This window comes from Nocardioides campestrisoli (assembly GCF_013624435.2).
Lineage (GTDB): Bacteria > Actinomycetota > Actinomycetes > Propionibacteriales > Nocardioidaceae > Nocardioides > Nocardioides campestrisoli.
Window position 1 is genome coordinate 1,017,600 of sequence record NZ_CP061768.1, and the last position, 15,998, is coordinate 1,033,597.

Here is a 15,998-nt window from a genome sequence, read left to right on the forward strand (position 1 = left end):
CTCGGCCCCCGTATCCCAATGGCAGAGGAAGCCGCCTTAAAAGCGGCACAGTCTGGGTTCGAGTCCCAGCGGGGGCACCGAAATGCGGGAACACCGCGCCCTCGTCACACGTTCTCATGGTGCCGCCTGCGTACAGTGGGCGTCACGACGTCGGCGCGGTCAGGGAGATCGCGCCTCCCGGCCTCCAAGGAGAGACCAACATGAAGAGCAGCAACCCGGTGTTCGCGCGATCGGCCGAGTTCAACGGGCAGTCGAACGCGCACGGCACCCAGACCTACCCCGGCTACGGCCAGGACCAGGACTACGGCGACCCGTCGACCTGGGGCACGGGGCTGCCCACCCAGGCGCCCGCCCGCCGGATGACGATCGACTCGGTGGTCCAGAAGACCGCCGCCACGCTCGGCGTCGTCATCGTCACCGCGTTCATCACCTGGTGGTGGACCGGCGACCTGTCCGGCACGGTCACCCAGGAGCAGATGAGCCGCATCATGACCGCGGTCATGGTCGGCTCGCTCGGCGCCTTCGCCCTGTCGATGGTCAACTCGTTCAAGAAGGTCATCAGCCCCGCGCTGGTGCTCGCCTTCGCCGCCCTCGAGGGTGTCGCCCTCGGCGGCCTGAGCAAGCTGTTCGACGCGCAGTTCGGTGACGGCATCGTCTCCGGCGCGGTCTTCGGCACCTTCGCCGCGTTCGCCGGCACCCTGGCGGCGTACAAGTTCCTCGGCATCAAGGTCGGCGACAAGTTCCGCAAGGGCGTCATGGCCGCCGTCTTCGGCATGGTCGGCCTCGGTCTGCTCTCGCTGGTGCTCAGCTTCGCCGGCGTCAACACCGGCCTCTTCGGCTTCGGTGCCCTCGGCCTGCTGATGTCGGTCGTCGGCCTGGTGCTCGGTGTGTTCATGCTGATCCTCGACTTCGACTTCGTCGAGCAGGGCGTCGCCGCCGGTCTCGACGAGCGCGAGTCGTGGCGTGCCGCCTTCGGGCTGACCGTCTCGCTGGTCTGGATCTACACCAACCTGCTGCGCATCCTGGCGATCTTCGGCCAGGACTGATCGCACCAGCAGTCTCCGCGCAGGGCCCCGGGTCTTCCCGGGGCCCTGTGGCATTTCAGGGGCATGTGTGCCCGCCCCCGCCCCCACCCCCGCCAGCCCCCTGTAACGCGCTGTTCAACATGCTCCACGGCCCCACTGGCGGGGGATGGGAGTGCGTTGAACAGCGCGTTACAGGGGGGCAGTGCGGCAAGGGGTGGTGCGGGGACGGGGCGGCCCCGTCAGTCGACGACGTCGGCGGACCTGGCCGGCTCGCCCTGCTCCTCGCCATGCTGGTGCTCGCGGTCCTCGTGCTGGTCCTCGTGCTCCTCGGGGGTCTCCGTCTGGGTGCTGGTACGGCGGGCGCGGCGCCGCAGCTCGACCCACCGGCCGCGCAGGCCGCGCTGGGAGCCGGCGACCTCGGTGCCGTCCAGCTCGGTGCCGGTGTGGCGCGCTGCCTCGACGGCGGCGGTGGCTACCGGCATGACGCGCTCGCCGCGGTGGGCCTCGGGCCGCATCTCCTCCTCCGGCACGAGCCCCAGCGCCGCGAGCGTGGAGGGGAGCAGGACCCCGGCCACGGAGCGGTAGCCCTCTGCCGAGGGGTGGAACTGGTCGGGGCCGAAGAAGAGGGCGGGCGCGGCGTCGAACTCGTGACCGAGCGCCTTGGCGAGCGAGACGCTGCGACCGCCCTCGGCCACGACCGCGATCGACTGCGCAGCGGCCAGGCGGCGGGACCACTCGCGAGCCACCTGCTTGAGCGGCGGGGGGATCGGCCGGACCGTGCCGAGGTCGGGGCAGGTGCCCACCAGCACCTCGGTGCCGGCCTCGCGCAGCCGGCGTACGGCCTCGGCGAGGTGGCGCACGGACGCGGACGGCGACACGGTGTGGGTGACGTCGTTGGCGCCGACCATGATCACCGCGACGTCCGGCTCGCTCGGCAGCACCCGGTCGACCTGCTGGTCCAGGTCCGCGGACTTCGCCCCCACGACGGCGACGGAACGCAGGTGCACCCGCCGGTCGGCCTCCACTGCCACGCCGGAGGCCAGGTGGGCGCCCGGGGTGTCCTCGACGGTGTGCACGCCGTACCCGGCGGCGCTGGAGTCGCCGAGCAGGGCGATCCGCAGCGCAGGGCCGGGGCGTCCGCGCCCGTACCAGCCGGTGGCGTCCGGGGGAGCGCCGGTGGTGTTGCCGATGGCGCGCCGGGCGACCCGGGCCTCCAGGGTGAGCAGGCCGTAGATGCCCCCGCCGAGCAGGGAGAGTCCCCCTCCACCGAAGAGTGCGGCGGAGGCGAGCTTGCGTGCGGCGGCTGCTTTACCCACGCACCCACCCTAGTGAGTTCACGGTTGTCCATCAGGCGGACTAGATTGTTCGGATGCAGTACGTGAACTCCCTCCTTGACCTGATCGGCAACACCCCGCTGATGCGGCTCTCGACCTCGCTGGGTCCCGAGCTGCAGGTCGAGCGCGGCCAGGACAGCCCCGGCCCGCTGGTGCTGGCCAAGATCGAGTACCTCAACCCGGGCGGCTCGGTGAAGGACCGCATCGCCACCCGGATGATCGAGGCGGCCGAGGCCTCCGGCGAGCTCAAGCCCGGCGGCACCATCGTCGAGCCCACCTCGGGCAACACCGGCGTGGGCCTGGCCATGGTCGCCCAGGAGAAGGGCTACAAGTGCGTCTTCGTCTGCCCCGACAAGGTCAGCGAGGACAAGCGCAACGTGCTCAAGGCGTACGGCGCCGAGGTCGTGGTCTGCCCGACCGCGGTGGCCCCGGAGCACCCGGACTCGTACTACAACGTGAGTGACCGGCTCGCCTCGCAGCCGGGCGCCTGGAAGCCCGACCAGTACTCCAACCCGCACAACCCGCGCTCCCACTACGAGACCACCGGTCCGGAGATCTGGGAGCAGACCGAGGGGCGGATCACTCACTTCGTCACCGGCGTCGGCACCGGCGGCACGATCAGCGGCATCGGGCGCTACCTCAAGGAGCGTAATCCCGACATCCAGGTCGTCGGCGCGGACCCGGCCGGCTCGGTCTACTCCGGTGGCACCGGCCGCCCCTACCTGGTCGAGGGTGTCGGAGAGGACTTCTGGCCCGAGACCTACGACAAGTCGGTCGCCGACCGGATCATCGAGGTCTCTGACGCCGACTCCTTCGCCTTCACCCGGCGCCTGGCCCGGCAGGAGGCGCTGCTGGTCGGCGGCTCGTCGGGGATGGCCGCCTTCGCCGCCAAGCAGCTGGCCGTCGAGCTGGCCGAGCAGGGACGTGACGACGCGGTGATCGTGGTGCTGCTGCCGGACTCCGGCCGCGGCTACCTGACCAAGGTCTTCAACGACTCGTGGCTGGGCCAGTACGGCTTCGCCACCGAGGCCGCCGAGAGCGACACCCTCACGGTGGGCGAAGTGCTGCGCGGCAAGACCGGCGCGCTGCCCGCGCTGGTGCACACCCACCCGGCCGAGACGATCGCCGAGGCGGTGCACATCCTCCAGGAGTACGGCGTCTCCCAGATGCCCGTGGTCCGCGCGGAGCCGCCGATCGTGGCCGCCGAGGTCGCCGGCTCGGTCTCCGAGCGGGCGCTGCTGGACGCGCTCTTCACCGGCCAGGCCAAACTCACCGACCCGGTCGAGGACCACATGTCCGAGCCGCTGCCGACGATCGGCTCCACCGAGCCGGCCCGCGAGGCGGTGCACCTGGTGGAGAAGGCGGACGCCGTGCTGGTGCACGAGGACGGCAAGCCCGTGGGCGTGGTGACCCGGCACGACCTGCTCGCGGTGCTCGCCCGCAGCTGACCGCTCCGCCGACCCCGGCCCGGTCGGGCCGGGGCTGCCGGGCTCAGTCTCGGACGAGCACCCGGTCGCCGGTGTCGCCGCGGGCGTCGTCGCACGCCGAGGAGGCGGGCGGGGCCTGGTCGGCCCGCACACCGCCGGGCAGGACGACCCGGAAGGTGTTGTCGAGGGCGTCGTAGTGGACGCTGCCGGACATCGCGGTGACCAGGTCGCGCACCACGGACAGGCCGAGCCCGGAGCCGTGCCGCCTGGTGCCCTCGACCCGGGTGTAGGCGTCGAAGAGCCGGGGCACGAACTCCTCGGGCACACCGGAGCCGTCGTCGGTGACGCTGATCTGGACGAAGCGGTCACCGACCTGGGTGGCCCGGACCCGTACCGGCTCCGCGCCGTAGTTCTGCGCGTTGCGCACCAGGTTGGTGAGCACCTGCTGGAGCCGCAACGGGTCCGCCTTCACGAACACGCCGCGCGCGGCGTCGAGGCGCAGGTCGAGCTCGGGGAAGCCGGCGGAGCACTCGATCAGCGCACGGGTGACGTCGACCTCCTCCAGCTGCAGGGAGAGGCCGGCGCGTCCGGCGGTGGCCACGCCCAGCAGGTCCTCGGTCATCAGCGAGAGCCGGGTGGCGAGCATCCGCGCACGGGCCAGCATCCGCTCCGCCTGCTCCGGGGAGAGGTCGTCGGTGGCGAGCACCTCCAGGTAGCCCTCCAGGCCGCTGAGCGGCGTGCGCATGTCGTGGCTGACCACCGCGACCAAGTGCTCGCGCAGGGTCTGTGCCTCCTGGAGCGTCTCGTTGTGCTCGCGCAGCAGGTCGGCGGTGCGGCGGGTGTGCCGGTAGAGGAAGGTGACCTCGCGCAGCATGGCGATGAGCACGATCACCGCCGCGGTCAGGGCCAGCCCGCGGGCGGTGTACCAGCCGACGGTCCACCGGGCCTCCCCGCTGATCACCAGCCAGGAGTCGCAGCAGGAGGCCACGACGGCGACCACGGCCCAGTTCTCCAGGCCGCCGCCGGCGCCGCGGCGCAGCACCCCGACCAGCGCGACCCCGAGCGCGATCAGGTTGAGCGCGAAGAGCCGGTAGCCCTGGGAGTCGGCGAAGCCGCGGTAGCTCTGGCCGGTCATCACGTTGGGCAGGAGGTCGACGTAGCGGGTGCAGAGCACGACGAAGCCGAGCGCGGCCAGCGCGGTGACGGTGTGCACGGCGAGCGTGCGTGCGGTGCGCCCCTCGGTCCGGGAGAGCCACCGCCGCGGGCCGGCCGGCCACGGAGCCAGCGCCACGGCGACGAGGAGCGGGAACCCGATGTTCCACCCCAGCCACAGCCACGCGGAGCTCTCCTCGGGCTGGCCCAGCACACCGGTGGGGCTGAAGAAGTCGGGGAAGGCCAGCGCGTGCGCGGCCACGCAGACCGCCGACCAGACGTACGCCGCGGAGAGCGGGAGCAGGCGGGCGCTGCCGCCTGCCCGGTAGTGCTCGACCAGCATGGTCGAGGTCAGCAGGTGGCAGCCCAGCACCAGGGTGAGGAAGGCCGGCATGAAGCCGTCGTTGCGGGGCAGCGGGCTGTCCGAGGCGAACCACAACACCGCGGTCACGGCCGGCAGCAGGCCCGCGACCACCAGGGGAGCGCGGCGCGATCCCTGGGGTGCGGGCGTGGTCGACATGGCGGCAGTCTGCCGGATCGGGAGGCCGCGTGACCGGAATCTTCAACAGGTGGGGCGACAAACACCCTCCCGGCGCGCGATCGGCACCTCCGATCGGTGACACTGGGAGCCGGCGAGCAGGCAGGAGGAGACCGGCGTGGAGCTGTCCACCGAGGTCGTGGTCCTGCTCGGACTCGCCGCGCTGGCGGCCGGTTTCGTGGACGCGGTGGTCGGCGGGGGCGGCCTGATCCAGCTGCCCGCCCTGCTGCTGGCGCTGCCGGGCGCGGCCCCGGTCGAGGTGCTGGCGACCAACAAGCTGGCCTCCATCTGCGGGACCACGGTCAGCTCCGCGACGTACGCCCGGCGGATCCGCCCGGACCCGAGGACCTTCGTCCCGCTGATGCTCGCGGCCTTCGTCGGCTCCGCCGGCGGTGCGGCGGTGGCGAGCCTGGTGCCGCGCGAGGCGTTCGACCCGATCGTGCTGGTGGCGCTGGTGGTGGTCGGCGCGTACGTCCTGTTCAAGCCGTCGCTGGGCGAGGTCACGAAGCTGCGGTTCACCGGAGGGAACCACACGGCCGCGGCGCTCGGCATCGGCCTGGTGGTCGGGTTCTACGACGGGGTGCTGGGGCCGGGCACCGGCTCGTTCTTCGTCTTCAGCCTGGTCGGGCTGCTGGGCTACAGCTTCCTGGAGGCCTCGGCGAAGGCGAAGCTGGCGAACTGGGCGACCAACCTGGCGGCGCTGGTGGTCTTCATCCCGCAGGGCGCGGTGCTCTGGGGCATCGGCCTGCTGATGGGCGTGGCCAACATGGCCGGCGGCTACCTGGGCGCGCGCACCGCGATCGGCAAGGGCGCGGCCTTCGTCCGGGTCTTCTTCGTGGTCGTGGTCAGCGGGTTCATCGTCCGGATCGGCGGGGGACTGCTCGGATGGTGGTGACCTCCTACCTGACCCTGGCCCGCGACGGCGAGGCGGAGCTGGAGATCAAGCGCTCCCGGTTCCTCTGCGTGCTGAGGCGGGTGGAGTCCGAGGCCGCCGCCCGGGCGGTGGTCGAGGAGCAGCGACGGGTGCACTGGGACGCCCGGCACCACTGCTCGGCGTTCGTGCTCGGCCCCGACGGCGCGCTCCAGCGCTCCTCCGACGACGGGGAGCCGTCGGGCACCGCGGGCGCGCCGATGCTCCAGGTGCTGCGCGGGCGCGAGGTGAGCGACGCGGTCGCGGTCGTGACCCGGTGGTTCGGCGGGGTGCTGCTGGGGGCGGGCGGGCTGGTGCGCGCCTACGGCGACGCGGTCGGCGCCGCCTTGGACGAGGTCGGCACCCGGGAGCGGCGGCTGCTGGGGGAGTGGCTGCTCGAGCTGGACCATGCGGACGCCGGCCGGGTGGAGAGCGAGCTGCGGGCGCGGGGGGTCGAGGTGCTCGACGTGGAGTACGCCGCGCACGTGCGGCTGCTGCTCGGCACCGGTGACGCCGCGGGGCTGGCCCGGACGGTCGCGGAGCTGACCGCGGGGCGCGCGGAGCCGGTCAGCGTCGGGGAGCGCTGGGTCGACCTCGGGTGAGGCTCAGGCCGGGTGGTCCGGCACGAGGACGAACTCGTGGTCCCCGGGGTCGGCCAGCTCGACGCGTCCCGGTCCGGCCTCGACGAGCACCGCGCCGAGGTCCTTGATCCGCTCCGACTCCTGCTCCAGGGGGCTGTCGCACTCCAGCACCCACCTGAGCCGGTTGCGGCCGTGCTTGGGCAGGGGCGGGGGGCCGCCCCAGGTGATCTTCGTGCCCCCGCTCGGGGACTGGATGGCCGTCTCCTCGTCCTGGTCCCACACCAGCGGCCAGTCGAGCATCTCGCTCCAGAAGTAGCCCACCTCGCGGGATCCCTCCCCGGCGAGCGCCCCGATCCGGCCCGTGCCGGCGAGGAAGCGGTTGCCGGGCGCGATCACGCAGAACTCGTTGTCCTCGGGGTCGGCCAGCACGACGTGCCCCTCGTCGCCGCGCTGTCCGACGTCGAAGTGCCGCCCGCCCAGGCTCAGCGCCAGGGCGACGCTGCGCTCCTGGGCCGCGGGCGAGTCGCTGGTCAGGTCGAAGTGCATCATGTTCCGCGCCGACTTCGGCCGCTCGGTGGCGACGAAGCGGAGCGCGAAGCCGGGTGATCCGGAGGCCGGGAGAGTGACGCCGTCGCCGGCGACGCTCCGTCCGAGCAGCGACCCCCAGAAGCTGGCGAGCTCGCGGGGACGTACGGCGTCGTACTCCAGTGCGGCAAGACGAACGGTCATCGGTGGCTCCCTCGAGAAGCGACGATGCGCGCCCTGGAGACGCGGTCGCGTTCGAGAGTAGGACGTGGTGCGGCCGGACGGCAACGGGCCGGATGCGTCGCCGAATAGGCGGATCCGGACCAGGTGGGCTAGTGTCTATCTCGTTGAAGGGATGACCTCCGGGCCATCCTTGCCCCGCACCTCGCGGAGCTTGTATCTCGTACTTCCTGGTTTTCGGTTCGCTGGACATCAGCACAGGTTGGATGTCTTCAGCAAGGCCGGAGGGCACAGTGTCCTCTCGCACGAACAAAGGAACAGATCATGGCTCAGGGCACCGTTAAGTGGTTCAACGCTGACAAGGGCTTCGGCTTCATCGCTCAGGATGGTGGCGGCGAGGACGTGTTCGTCCACTTCTCCGCGATCCAGACCAGCGGTTACAAGTCGCTCGAGGACAACCAGAAGGTCGAGTTCGACCTCGCCCAGGGCCCCAAGGGTCCCCAGGCTGAGAACGTCCGCGTCGCCTGATTGACTTCACTGAAGGCCCCGACCGCTCTGCGGTCGGGGCCTTCGTGCATTTCAGGCCCCGGTGATCAGGCCCGGGCGGTCTGCGCGCCCGCACCCTCGGTGAGGAACGGACCCGCCGCGAACCGGTCGCCGATCAGACGGTGGGTCTCGGCGTCGGGGTGCAGCTGGTCGGGCAGCGGCAGGTCGGCGGCGTCGGCTTCGCCGTACAGCTCGCGGCCGTCCAGGTAGTACAGGTGCGGGTCCTCGGCCTGGCGCCGGGTCACGATCCGGGCCAGCTCGTCGCGGATCACCGCCAGCGTCAGCTTCCCGGAGGCGACCTCCGCCGGGTCGCCCCCGGCCTCGAAGCTGAGCCGCCCCTCCGCGAGCGCGGACAGGTCCGGCATCGAGGGTCCCGGGGTCTCCTCGTGGATCGGGCACAGGATCGGCGAGACCACCAGCAGCGGCGTGGTCGGGTGCCCCTCGCGGATCGTGTCGAGGAAGCCGTGCACGGCCGGGCCGAAGGCGCGCCGGCGCATCAGGTCGTTGTTGACCACGTTGATCCCGAGCTTGAGGCTGACCAGGTCGGCGGGGGTGTCGCGCAGCACCCGGGCCACGAACGGGTCGAGCAGCGCGCTGCCGCCGAGCCCCAGGTTGACCAGCTCGACGTCGGCGAGCCGGGCGGCCCGCGCGGGCCAGGTCTCCGACGGGCTCGCGGCCACCGAGCCGTGGCTGATCGAGCTGCCGTGGTGCAGCCAGGTACGCCGCCCGGTGGCCGGCGCCGGCGTGACGGGGGCGTCGGTACGCAGCGCGACCAGCTCGGTGGTCTCGTCGTGCGGCAGCCAGATCTCGACGTCCTTGGTGGCCGGCTCGAGGCCGGTGAACCGCAGGGTGCCGGCCGGCCCGTGGGTGGTCTCCGCGGCTCCGGTCATCAGGTCGATGGTCATGGTCCTGCCGCCGGTGACCGAGCCCTGGCCGACCAGGCGCCCTTCGACGAGCAGGTCGTAGATCCCGTCCGGACGCGGCGGGCTGCCGGCGTACACCCGCTTGGTGGGCACGGTGTCGAGCTCGATCCGGGTGGCGGCGGTACGGAAGACCAGGCGTACGCCGGCGGGCTGCGCCTCGACCAGGTGCAGCTGCGGGTCGTCGGTCTGGGCGCGGGCCCAGGCGGGCACCCGGTGCGGGAGCAGGCCGTCCTCGGTCTGCTCGGTCTCCAGGCAGCCGCGCAGCAGGTCGGCGGTCACGGGGGTGGTGATCAGGTCGGTGCTCATCGGTCCGTCTCGTCTCGGGGGTGGGCTCGGCGGTGGGCAGAGGGTTCGGAGCGGGTGGCCGGGTCGTCCGGCGGTGTGGTCGCCCAGCCGCGGAGCACGCCGTCGAGCGCGTCGAGCGCGCGCGACCAGCTCTGCTCGGGCCGGGGGTCGCGGTGGTCGAAGGCGCCCGAGAGCTCGAGGGCGATGAAGCCGTGGATCATGCTGCCCAGCAGCCGGGTGGCGTGCGTCGCCTCGTCGCCGGTGAGCGCGTAGCCGTGGAGCACGGCCAGCATCAGCTCGGCGTGCCGGGCCCCCGCGCGCGCCGCGGACTCGTCGGGTTCCAGGGGGAACCGGGTGGCGGCGTACCGGCCGGGGTGCCGGCGCGCGTAGTCCCGGTAGGCGTCGCCGAGGGCGGCCAGTGCGTCCCGCCCGGACTTGCCCGCGAGGGCGGGTGTGCCGCGGTCGGCGATCTCGTCGAGCGCGAGGACGGCGACGCGCTGCTGCAGGTCGCGGGAGCCGGCGACGTGGGAGTAGAGGCTGGCGACTTGGACGCCGAAGCGTCGGGCGACCGCCGAGATGGTGACGGCGTCGAAGCCGATCTCGTCGGCGAGCTCGGCGGCGCCGAGGGTGACGCGGTCGGGGGTGAGTCCTGCCCGGGGCATCGCCGTCTCCTTCCTGCGCTCGAACCTAAGACCTTTAGGTTAGGGGAAGGGGAGGCAGGCCGACGATCGCGGTGCGCGATCTGACTGCGCGCAAGGCTGGACGCTCGAACCGTCGCCGCGGGACGATCGACCGGAGGGCGGCGGGAGCGCCGGTCCTGGGCGGGAGGTGCGGCATGTCGTACGACGAGGAGCTCGCCGAGCGCGTCCGGGATGCCGTCAACGAGGCGGCCGGCGACCACGCCAGCCGGGAGATCAAGATGTTCGGCGGCCTGTGCTGGACGGTCAACACCCACATGGCCGTCGGCTGCGGCGACGACGACCTGATGGTGCACGTCGGCGCGGCCGGGATCGACGAGGCGCTGGCCCGGGGCGCCCGGCGGGCGACCATGGGGGAGCGCACGATGGGCGGCGTCGTCCTGGTCTCCGCGGCGGACCTACCCGACGACGCCAGCCTCCGGGCCTGGGTGGCGCCTGCGGTGGAGCGCGCGGTGGCGCGACCGCCCAAGCCGCCCAAGTCACCGAGGCCGCCCGGGTGAGGACTCTCAGCCCAGGGCGAGCCCGTGGGCCTCGAGCGCGGACTCGATGATCCTGATCGCCTTCGGACCCACCCCGTGCAGGGCGGCCAGGTCCGCCCGCGGAACCTCCGCGAGGTCGCGCAGGCACGTGTAGCCCGCAGCGCTGAGACCCCGGGTGGCCGGCCCGCCCACCGCCGGCAGGTGGTCGAGGTCGCTCATGTTCAGCAGACTAGGCCCGACGGAGCGACGGGTCCACGGGGAGAGGCAGGACGATGGACGAGGTGCTGAGCGCGGCGCTCGAGCCGGTCTGCCGCGACCTGGAGCGCTCCGGCCTCCAGCCACCCCGGCTGGAGGACCGGGAGTGGAACGACTTCCCGGGCTACGCCTCGGCGGTGATGTGGGCGCCGGACGGGAGCGGCCGTGGTGTGGCGGTGGACCGGACGGCGCCGGCTCACGAACGGGTCGCGGCGGCGGCCGACCAGGTGCAGGAGCAGACCATCGAGTCCCAGCTGTGGGGCGTGGCCGAGACCAACTGGCCGCGCTGCCCGGAGCACCCGCACTCCCATCCCCTGGAGGCGACGACCTCGGGGGAGGCCGCGGTGTGGGTCTGTCCCGCGAGCCGGAGCGTGGTCGCCCCGATCGGGGGGCTCTGACCTCGGCCGGGTCGACCCCTCCGGGATAGGTTGAGGCGTGTTCCACGTGATGTTCCTCGAGCCCCGGATCCCACCCAACACCGGGAACGCGATCCGGATGGTGGCCGGGACCGGCGCCACCCTGCACCTGGTCGAGCCGCTCGGCTTCGACCTCTCGGAGCCCAAGCTCAAGCGCGCCGGCCTGGACTACCACGACCTGGCGTCGGTGGTGGTGCACCCGGACCTGGAGGCGGCGCTGGCCAGTGACGCGCTCGCGTCCTCCCGGGTGCTCGCCTTCACCGCGCACGCGACGCGGTGGCACACCGACGTCGAGTTCCAGGCCGGCGACGTGCTGCTCTTCGGTCCGGAGCCGACCGGCCTCTCGCCCGAGGTGCTCGGCCACCCCCGGGTCACCGAGCAGGTCCGGATCCCGATGATCGCGGGCCGCCGGTCGCTGAACCTGTCGAACTCCGCGGCCGTGGCGACGTACGAGGCCTGGCGCCAGCACGGCTTCCCCGGCGCGACCTAGCCTCAGAGCCGCCGTACCTGCACCACCGCCGGCCGCGGACCCTTCACGTTCGCCGCCCGGTAGGCGGTGCGGCCGTAGGGGAAGGCGGAGGCCGGGGCCTCGGGGGTGGCGCCGGCGACGTCGCCGGGGTGCTGCACGGCGACGAAGACCGAGGAGGAGTCCTCGTCGATCACCGGCCCGCAGGTCTCCGCGCCCGTGGGCACGGCGAGGAACTGCTGGACGTGGCCGCGCTCCGGCCCGGCGACGGGCACCAGGTGCAGGGCGTCGTTCAGTCCGAGGTTGCCCTGGCCGTCGGTGGAGATCCACAGGTTGCCGGAGCGGTCGAAGGCGAGGTTGTCCGGGCTGGAGATGGGCGAGACCAGCTGCTTCGGATAGCCGGAGAAGTACGTCGTGGGGTCGCTCGGGTCGCCGCAGACCAGGACCAGCGACCAGGTGAAGGTCAGGTCGGTGGGCCGGCTCTCGCGGAGCTCCACGACCTGGCCGTAGCGGTTGCCGGTGCGCGGGTTGGCGGGGCCGGCGCTGGTGCGCCCGGTGTTGTTGGTGAGTGCGGCGTACACGTGCCCGGTGCGCGGGTTGCGCTGGACGTCCTCGGGGCGGTCCATCGGGGTCGGGCCGACCAGGTCCGCGGCCGCGCGGGTGAACAGCAGGACCTCCTCGACGGTGAAGCCAGGGACCTGGGACTCGCCGCCGACCACCAGGGGCAGCCAGACGCCGGTGCCGTCGTAGGTGCCGGCCGGGTCGCCGTCGGCGTCCAGGCGGGCGACGTACAGGTCGCCGTTCTCCAGCAGCCGCATGTTGTGGGCCCGGGCCCACCGCGAGGAGCCCGGCCGGTACCGGTCGCGGGAGATGAACTTGTAGAGGTACTCGTTGCCCTGGTCGTCGCCCATCACCGCGACCGCCCGGCCGTCGGGGGCCAGGTCGACGGTCGCCCCCTCGTGCTTGAACCGGCCGAGCGCGGTGTGCTTGCGCGGGGTCGAGGTCGGGTCGTAGGGGTCGATCTCGACGATCCACCCGAAGCGGTTGGCCTCGTTCGGCTCTGTCCCCAGGTCCCACCGCGGCTCGACCGCCTCCCACCCGCGGCCGCCGCCGATCCCGTAGGTCAGGTTGCGCGGGTCCTGGGTGGGGCCGGCCTTGAAGTAGCCCTGGAAGTTCTCCTCCCCGGACAGCACGGTGCCCCACGGGGTGACGCCGCCGGCGCAGTTGTTGACCGTGCCCAGCACGCGGGTGCCACGCGGGTCGGCGGCGGTCCGCAGGTACGACGTCCCCGCCGCCGGCCCGGTCATCGCGAGCTCCGTCTGCTGGTGCACGCGGCGGTTGTAGCGCGAGCGGCGTACGGGCTGCCAGGGGTGGCGTGCTCCCCGGCGGCACACCTCCACCACCGACATCCCGTGGGCGGCCATCTCGATCGCCAGCCGCTCGAGCCGCTCCGCCTCGTCGGCCGGAGCCCCGGAGAACATCAGCTCGGGGTTGGTGTACTCGTGGTTGACCACCATCAGCGCGCGGTTCCTGCCCGGCAGCGGGAGGAACGCCAGGAAGTCGTTGTTGTAGCCGAACTGGAGCCGCTGTGCGGCGGCGCTCTGCCGGTCGAAGTCGAAGAGCGGTGCCTCCGCGACGACCGGGTCGCCCCAGGCCATGATCGCCGTCCAGTCGTAGCCGGCCGGCACGGTGAGCTCGTCCACGTCGGCGGTCGGCGCGGGCCGCAGCTGGGTGAACGGGAGCGCGGAGACAGGAGCCTTGCCCGGCCCCTTGCCCTTGCCCGGTCCCTTGCCCGGACCCGCCGCGGCGGGTCCGGCCAGGGCCAGGGTGCCGCCGGCCACGAGCGCGCCGAGCCCGCCGCGCAGCACGGTACGGCGACCGAGCGCCTCCTGGGCGACCTCGGCGAAGGCGGGGCTCTCGCTCCGGGCCGGGTGGGCGGTGGCGCACTGGTCGGCGCACCGCCAGTGGCACACGGTGGCGCTGCGGGTGCCCTGCGTGTGGCCGAGCATCGGCAGCAGAGGGGGCTGGTCGGGGGAGTGCGTCATGTCCGGCTCCTCGGTCGCGTCTCCGGGTGCGGTCCCGGCGGGTACGCGTGACGCTAGGGACGCTGCCGGACCCGGGGAGCGACGTCGCGATGACCGGCGGGTGAACGACTGCCGAAGGCTGGGTTCCGGTGCCCGCGTGGCGGAGTCCGCCGGGTCAGGCGAGGTCGCGTGCGTCGGGCAGGAGCTGGACGGGGTGGTCGCCGCGGCGCAGCCGGTCGGCGTTGGCGTGGATCTCCTCGCGGCTGGCGGCCCAGTCGCCGGCCTCCGCCTCCCAGACCCGCTCGAACCCGTGCCTGACCTCGACGTACCAGTGCCGGCCGAAGAGGACCCGACCGAGGATCGCGAAGGGGAGGAGTACGGCGAGCAGAACCAGCTCGACGACAGTGAACGTCAGCCCGATCAGCATCACGGTCAACGTCGGGATGGCCACCACGAGCCCGACCAACCACAGCAGGCAGCCGATCGGGTTGTCCGGCTCGGCGTCGAGGAAGTCGAGACCGTCGGCGCTGTCGGAGAACTCACCGCGGCGACGCCACGGCACCCAGCGCCGGGAGACGCGCCAGACCTGTCCGTGCGCGTCCACGACCTTCATGGGGCGTGATCGTACGGTGACGGCTGACCTCTCGGGGAGTGATCGGGAACACGGCCGGGTCGCGGTTGGTTGAGCCCCCTGTGACTGCGCCCGAGATCACCCGTGCCAGCGTCGGTCTGCGCAGCGAGCGCGGGCCCATCCTGCTCGCCGTGATGCTCAGCATCGGCCTGGTCGCCATCGACTCGACCATCCTCGCCACCGCGGTGCCCGCGATCGTCGACGACCTCGGCGGCTTCACGTCGTTCCCGTGGCTCTTCTCGATCTACCTGCTGGCCCAGGCCGTCTCGGTGCCGATCTACGGCAAGGTCGCCGACCTCTACGGACGCAAACCGGTGATGCTGCTGGGCATCGGCCTGTTCGTCCTCGGGTCGCTGCTGTGCGGGATCGCGTGGAGCATGCCGTCGCTCATCCTGTTCCGGCTCCTGCAGGGCCTCGGCGCCGGCGCGGTCCAGCCGATGGGCATGACGATCGTGGGCGACATCTACTCGCTCGCGGAGCGCGCGAAGGTCCAGGGCTACATCGCCAGCGTGTGGGCCGCGTCCTCGATCGTGGGGCCGACCCTGGGCGGGGTCTTCGCCGACTACCTGTCGTGGCGCTGGATCTTCTTCGTGAACCTCCCGCTCGGCATCGCCGCCGGATGGGTGGTGTGGCGGCGCTTCGACGAGAAGGTGGAGCGGCGCAAGCACAGCATCGACTACCTGGGCGCCGTGCTGCTGGCAGCCGGCGGCTCGCTGCTCCTGCTCGGCCTGCTCGAGGGCGGCGTGCGCTGGGAGTGGTCGTCCCTCCCCGGCGTCGCGATCTTCGTCGCCGCAGCCGTTCTGCTGGCCGCGTTCGTCGTGGTGGAGTCGCGGGCTCCGGAGCCGGTCCTGCCGCTGTGGATCTTCCGGCGGCGGGTGCTGAACGCGTCGAACTCCAGCGCCTTCGTCGTCGGCGTGCTCATGCTCGGGCTGACGTCGTACGTGCCGTTGTACGCCCAGGGCGTGCTCGGCCACGGTGCCCTGGTCGCCGGACTGGCACTGGCGTCGATGACGATCGGGTGGCCGATCGCAGCCTCGACGAGCGGTCGCTTCTACCTCTCCATCGGCTTCCGCAAGACGGTGCTGATGGGCTCGCTGTTCGTGATCGGCGGCGCGGCGCTGCTGCTCCCGGTCGACGCCGACAGCGCGCTGTGGCAGCTCGCCCTCCCGTGCTTCGTGATGGGCATCGGGTTCGGGTACGTCGCCAGCCCGGGCGTCATCGTCGCCCAGTCCTCGGTGGGCTGGGAGCACCGCGGCGTGGCCACCGGCACCAACATGTTCGCCCGGTCGATGGGCAGCGCCGTCGGCGTCGCGGCCTTCGGGGCGATCGTGAACAGCAAGCTGGCCGGGAGCGCCTCCTCGGGCGGTGCGCTCGACCTCGAGCACCTGTCGGCAGGGGTGCTGGCGCCGGCGATCCACCTGGTCTTCATCGGCTCGGCGGTGGTCGCGCTGGCGCTGCTGCTCTCGGGACTGCTCATGCCGCCGCACGCGGGGGAGGAGGCCGCGTCGGCCTCGAAGTCGGCCGACCGACAGGACCCGGCAGCTACCTGACCCGCGGGATCACGTCCACACCGACGACGAGCTGCGCCGGCTGCGGGACCTGG

17 protein-coding genes and 1 tRNA gene are annotated in these 15,998 nt (G+C 72.6%); 10 read left to right on the forward strand and 8 right to left on the reverse strand.

What is annotated here, in order from left to right:
- Window positions 1-4 precede the first annotated feature (4 nt).
- Window positions 5-77, forward strand: a tRNA-Leu gene (locus H8838_RS04870).
- Between the two features lie 123 nt (window positions 78-200).
- Window positions 201-1,046, forward strand: a complete 846-nt coding sequence (locus H8838_RS04875) for a Bax inhibitor-1/YccA family protein (RefSeq protein ID WP_181311561.1) — start codon at window positions 201-203, stop codon at window positions 1,044-1,046.
- A 218-nt stretch (window positions 1,047-1,264) separates the two neighbouring features.
- On the opposite strand, the gene H8838_RS04880 is transcribed toward H8838_RS04875, so the two are convergent.
- Entirely contained in the window at window positions 1,265-2,341 is a 1,077-nt protein-coding gene (locus tag H8838_RS04880; RefSeq protein ID WP_185996060.1) for an SGNH/GDSL hydrolase family protein, read from the reverse strand.
- A 53-nt stretch (window positions 2,342-2,394) separates the two neighbouring features.
- On the opposite strand from H8838_RS04880, the gene H8838_RS04885 reads away from it, so the two are divergent.
- The gene (locus tag H8838_RS04885) at window positions 2,395-3,807 is read left to right on the forward strand and encodes a cystathionine beta-synthase (RefSeq protein WP_181311559.1); all 1,413 of its coding nucleotides are present in this window, start codon (window positions 2,395-2,397) and stop codon (window positions 3,805-3,807) included.
- Window positions 3,808-3,850: 43 nt separating this feature from the next.
- Here the strand turns inward: H8838_RS04885 and H8838_RS04890 are convergent, their stop codons facing one another.
- Window positions 3,851-5,458 carry a sensor histidine kinase gene (locus H8838_RS04890; RefSeq protein WP_181311558.1) on the reverse strand — a complete coding sequence of 536 codons (1,608 nt, stop codon included), beginning with the start codon at window positions 5,456-5,458 and terminating at the stop codon, window positions 3,851-3,853.
- Between the two features lie 136 nt (window positions 5,459-5,594).
- Between H8838_RS04890 and H8838_RS04895 the strand changes: the two genes are divergently transcribed.
- Together H8838_RS04895 and H8838_RS04900 are read left to right on the forward strand one after the other, a co-directional pair.
- Window positions 5,595-6,371, forward strand: a complete 777-nt coding sequence (locus H8838_RS04895) for a TSUP family transporter (protein ID WP_185996061.1) — start codon at window positions 5,595-5,597, stop codon at window positions 6,369-6,371.
- Entirely contained in the window at window positions 6,362-6,988 is a 627-nt protein-coding gene (locus tag H8838_RS04900) for a YigZ family protein (protein WP_185996062.1), read from the forward strand. Before H8838_RS04895 ends, H8838_RS04900 begins: the two co-directional genes overlap by 10 nt.
- A gap of 3 nt (window positions 6,989-6,991) precedes the next feature.
- Here the strand turns inward: H8838_RS04900 and H8838_RS04905 are convergent, their stop codons facing one another.
- Window positions 6,992-7,696 (reverse strand): VOC family protein, encoded by a 705-nt coding sequence (locus H8838_RS04905; RefSeq protein ID WP_185996063.1) that lies wholly within the window; start codon window positions 7,694-7,696, stop codon window positions 6,992-6,994.
- 300 nt (window positions 7,697-7,996) lie between these two features.
- Between H8838_RS04905 and H8838_RS04910 the strand changes: the two genes are divergently transcribed.
- On the forward strand, window positions 7,997-8,200 hold the full coding sequence (locus tag H8838_RS04910; protein ID WP_181311554.1) for a cold-shock protein: 204 nt from the start codon (window positions 7,997-7,999) through the stop codon (window positions 8,198-8,200).
- Between the two features lie 65 nt (window positions 8,201-8,265).
- Here the strand turns inward: H8838_RS04910 and H8838_RS04915 are convergent, their stop codons facing one another.
- Together H8838_RS04915 and H8838_RS04920 are read right to left on the reverse strand one after the other, a co-directional pair.
- Window positions 8,266-9,447, reverse strand: a complete 1,182-nt coding sequence (locus tag H8838_RS04915; RefSeq protein WP_185996064.1) for a GDSL-type esterase/lipase family protein — start codon at window positions 9,445-9,447, stop codon at window positions 8,266-8,268.
- On the reverse strand, window positions 9,444-10,088 hold the full coding sequence (locus tag H8838_RS04920) for a TetR/AcrR family transcriptional regulator (protein ID WP_181311552.1): 645 nt from the start codon (window positions 10,086-10,088) through the stop codon (window positions 9,444-9,446). Before H8838_RS04920 ends, H8838_RS04915 begins: the two co-directional genes overlap by 4 nt.
- Before the next feature lie 173 nt (window positions 10,089-10,261).
- On the opposite strand from H8838_RS04920, the gene H8838_RS04925 reads away from it, so the two are divergent.
- Window positions 10,262-10,624, forward strand: a complete 363-nt coding sequence (locus H8838_RS04925) for a TfoX/Sxy family protein (RefSeq protein WP_185996065.1) — start codon at window positions 10,262-10,264, stop codon at window positions 10,622-10,624.
- A 6-nt stretch (window positions 10,625-10,630) separates the two neighbouring features.
- On the opposite strand, the gene H8838_RS04930 is transcribed toward H8838_RS04925, so the two are convergent.
- Window positions 10,631-10,822 (reverse strand): helix-hairpin-helix domain-containing protein, encoded by a 192-nt coding sequence (locus tag H8838_RS04930; protein WP_185996066.1) that lies wholly within the window; start codon window positions 10,820-10,822, stop codon window positions 10,631-10,633.
- Between the two features lie 53 nt (window positions 10,823-10,875).
- On the opposite strand from H8838_RS04930, the gene H8838_RS04935 reads away from it, so the two are divergent.
- A complete protein-coding gene (locus H8838_RS04935) occupies window positions 10,876-11,256 on the forward strand; it encodes a hypothetical protein (RefSeq protein WP_185996067.1) in 381 nt (126 codons plus the stop codon).
- Between the two features lie 37 nt (window positions 11,257-11,293).
- Window positions 11,294-11,764: a tRNA (cytidine(34)-2'-O)-methyltransferase gene (locus H8838_RS04940; RefSeq protein ID WP_185996068.1), complete on the forward strand. Its 471-nt coding sequence runs from the start codon at window positions 11,294-11,296 to the stop codon at window positions 11,762-11,764.
- Between the two features lie 2 nt (window positions 11,765-11,766).
- Here H8838_RS04940 and H8838_RS04945 read toward each other — a convergent pair whose 3' ends face one another.
- Window positions 11,767-13,785, reverse strand: coding sequence for a PhoX family protein (locus H8838_RS04945; RefSeq protein WP_185996069.1), 2,019 nt, complete (start codon window positions 13,783-13,785; stop codon window positions 11,767-11,769).
- Between the two features lie 154 nt (window positions 13,786-13,939).
- Window positions 13,940-14,377 carry a hypothetical protein gene (locus H8838_RS04950; RefSeq protein WP_185996070.1) on the reverse strand — a complete coding sequence of 146 codons (438 nt, stop codon included), beginning with the start codon at window positions 14,375-14,377 and terminating at the stop codon, window positions 13,940-13,942.
- An 80-nt stretch (window positions 14,378-14,457) separates the two neighbouring features.
- On the opposite strand from H8838_RS04950, the gene H8838_RS04955 reads away from it, so the two are divergent.
- A complete protein-coding gene (locus H8838_RS04955) occupies window positions 14,458-15,945 on the forward strand; it encodes an MDR family MFS transporter (protein ID WP_224766388.1) in 1,488 nt (495 codons plus the stop codon).
- Window positions 15,946-15,998: the final 53 nt, after the last annotated feature.

Bases quoted from the DNA above. Each gene is read 5' to 3' on its own strand.
- H8838_RS04875 (WP_181311561.1), top strand. From the start codon at position 201: ATGAAGAGCAGCAACCCGGTGTTCGCGCGATCGGCCGAGTTCAACGGG.
- H8838_RS04885 (WP_181311559.1), top strand. From the start codon at position 2,395: ATGCAGTACGTGAACTCCCTCCTTGACCTGATCGGCAACACCCCGCTG.
- H8838_RS04890 (WP_181311558.1), bottom strand. From the start codon at position 5,458: ATGTCGACCACGCCCGCACCCCAGGGATCGCGCCGCGCTCCCCTGGTG.
- H8838_RS04900 (WP_185996062.1), top strand. From the start codon at position 6,362: ATGGTGGTGACCTCCTACCTGACCCTGGCCCGCGACGGCGAGGCGGAG.
- H8838_RS04905 (WP_185996063.1), bottom strand. From the start codon at position 7,696: ATGACCGTTCGTCTTGCCGCACTGGAGTACGACGCCGTACGTCCCCGC.
- H8838_RS04910 (WP_181311554.1), top strand. From the start codon at position 7,997: ATGGCTCAGGGCACCGTTAAGTGGTTCAACGCTGACAAGGGCTTCGGC.
- H8838_RS04915 (WP_185996064.1), bottom strand. From the start codon at position 9,447: ATGAGCACCGACCTGATCACCACCCCCGTGACCGCCGACCTGCTGCGC.
- H8838_RS04920 (WP_181311552.1), bottom strand. From the start codon at position 10,088: ATGCCCCGGGCAGGACTCACCCCCGACCGCGTCACCCTCGGCGCCGCC.
- H8838_RS04925 (WP_185996065.1), top strand. From the start codon at position 10,262: ATGTCGTACGACGAGGAGCTCGCCGAGCGCGTCCGGGATGCCGTCAAC.
- H8838_RS04930 (WP_185996066.1), bottom strand. From the start codon at position 10,822: ATGAGCGACCTCGACCACCTGCCGGCGGTGGGCGGGCCGGCCACCCGG.
- H8838_RS04935 (WP_185996067.1), top strand. From the start codon at position 10,876: ATGGACGAGGTGCTGAGCGCGGCGCTCGAGCCGGTCTGCCGCGACCTG.
- H8838_RS04945 (WP_185996069.1), bottom strand. From the start codon at position 13,785: ATGACGCACTCCCCCGACCAGCCCCCTCTGCTGCCGATGCTCGGCCAC.
- H8838_RS04950 (WP_185996070.1), bottom strand. From the start codon at position 14,377: ATGAAGGTCGTGGACGCGCACGGACAGGTCTGGCGCGTCTCCCGGCGC.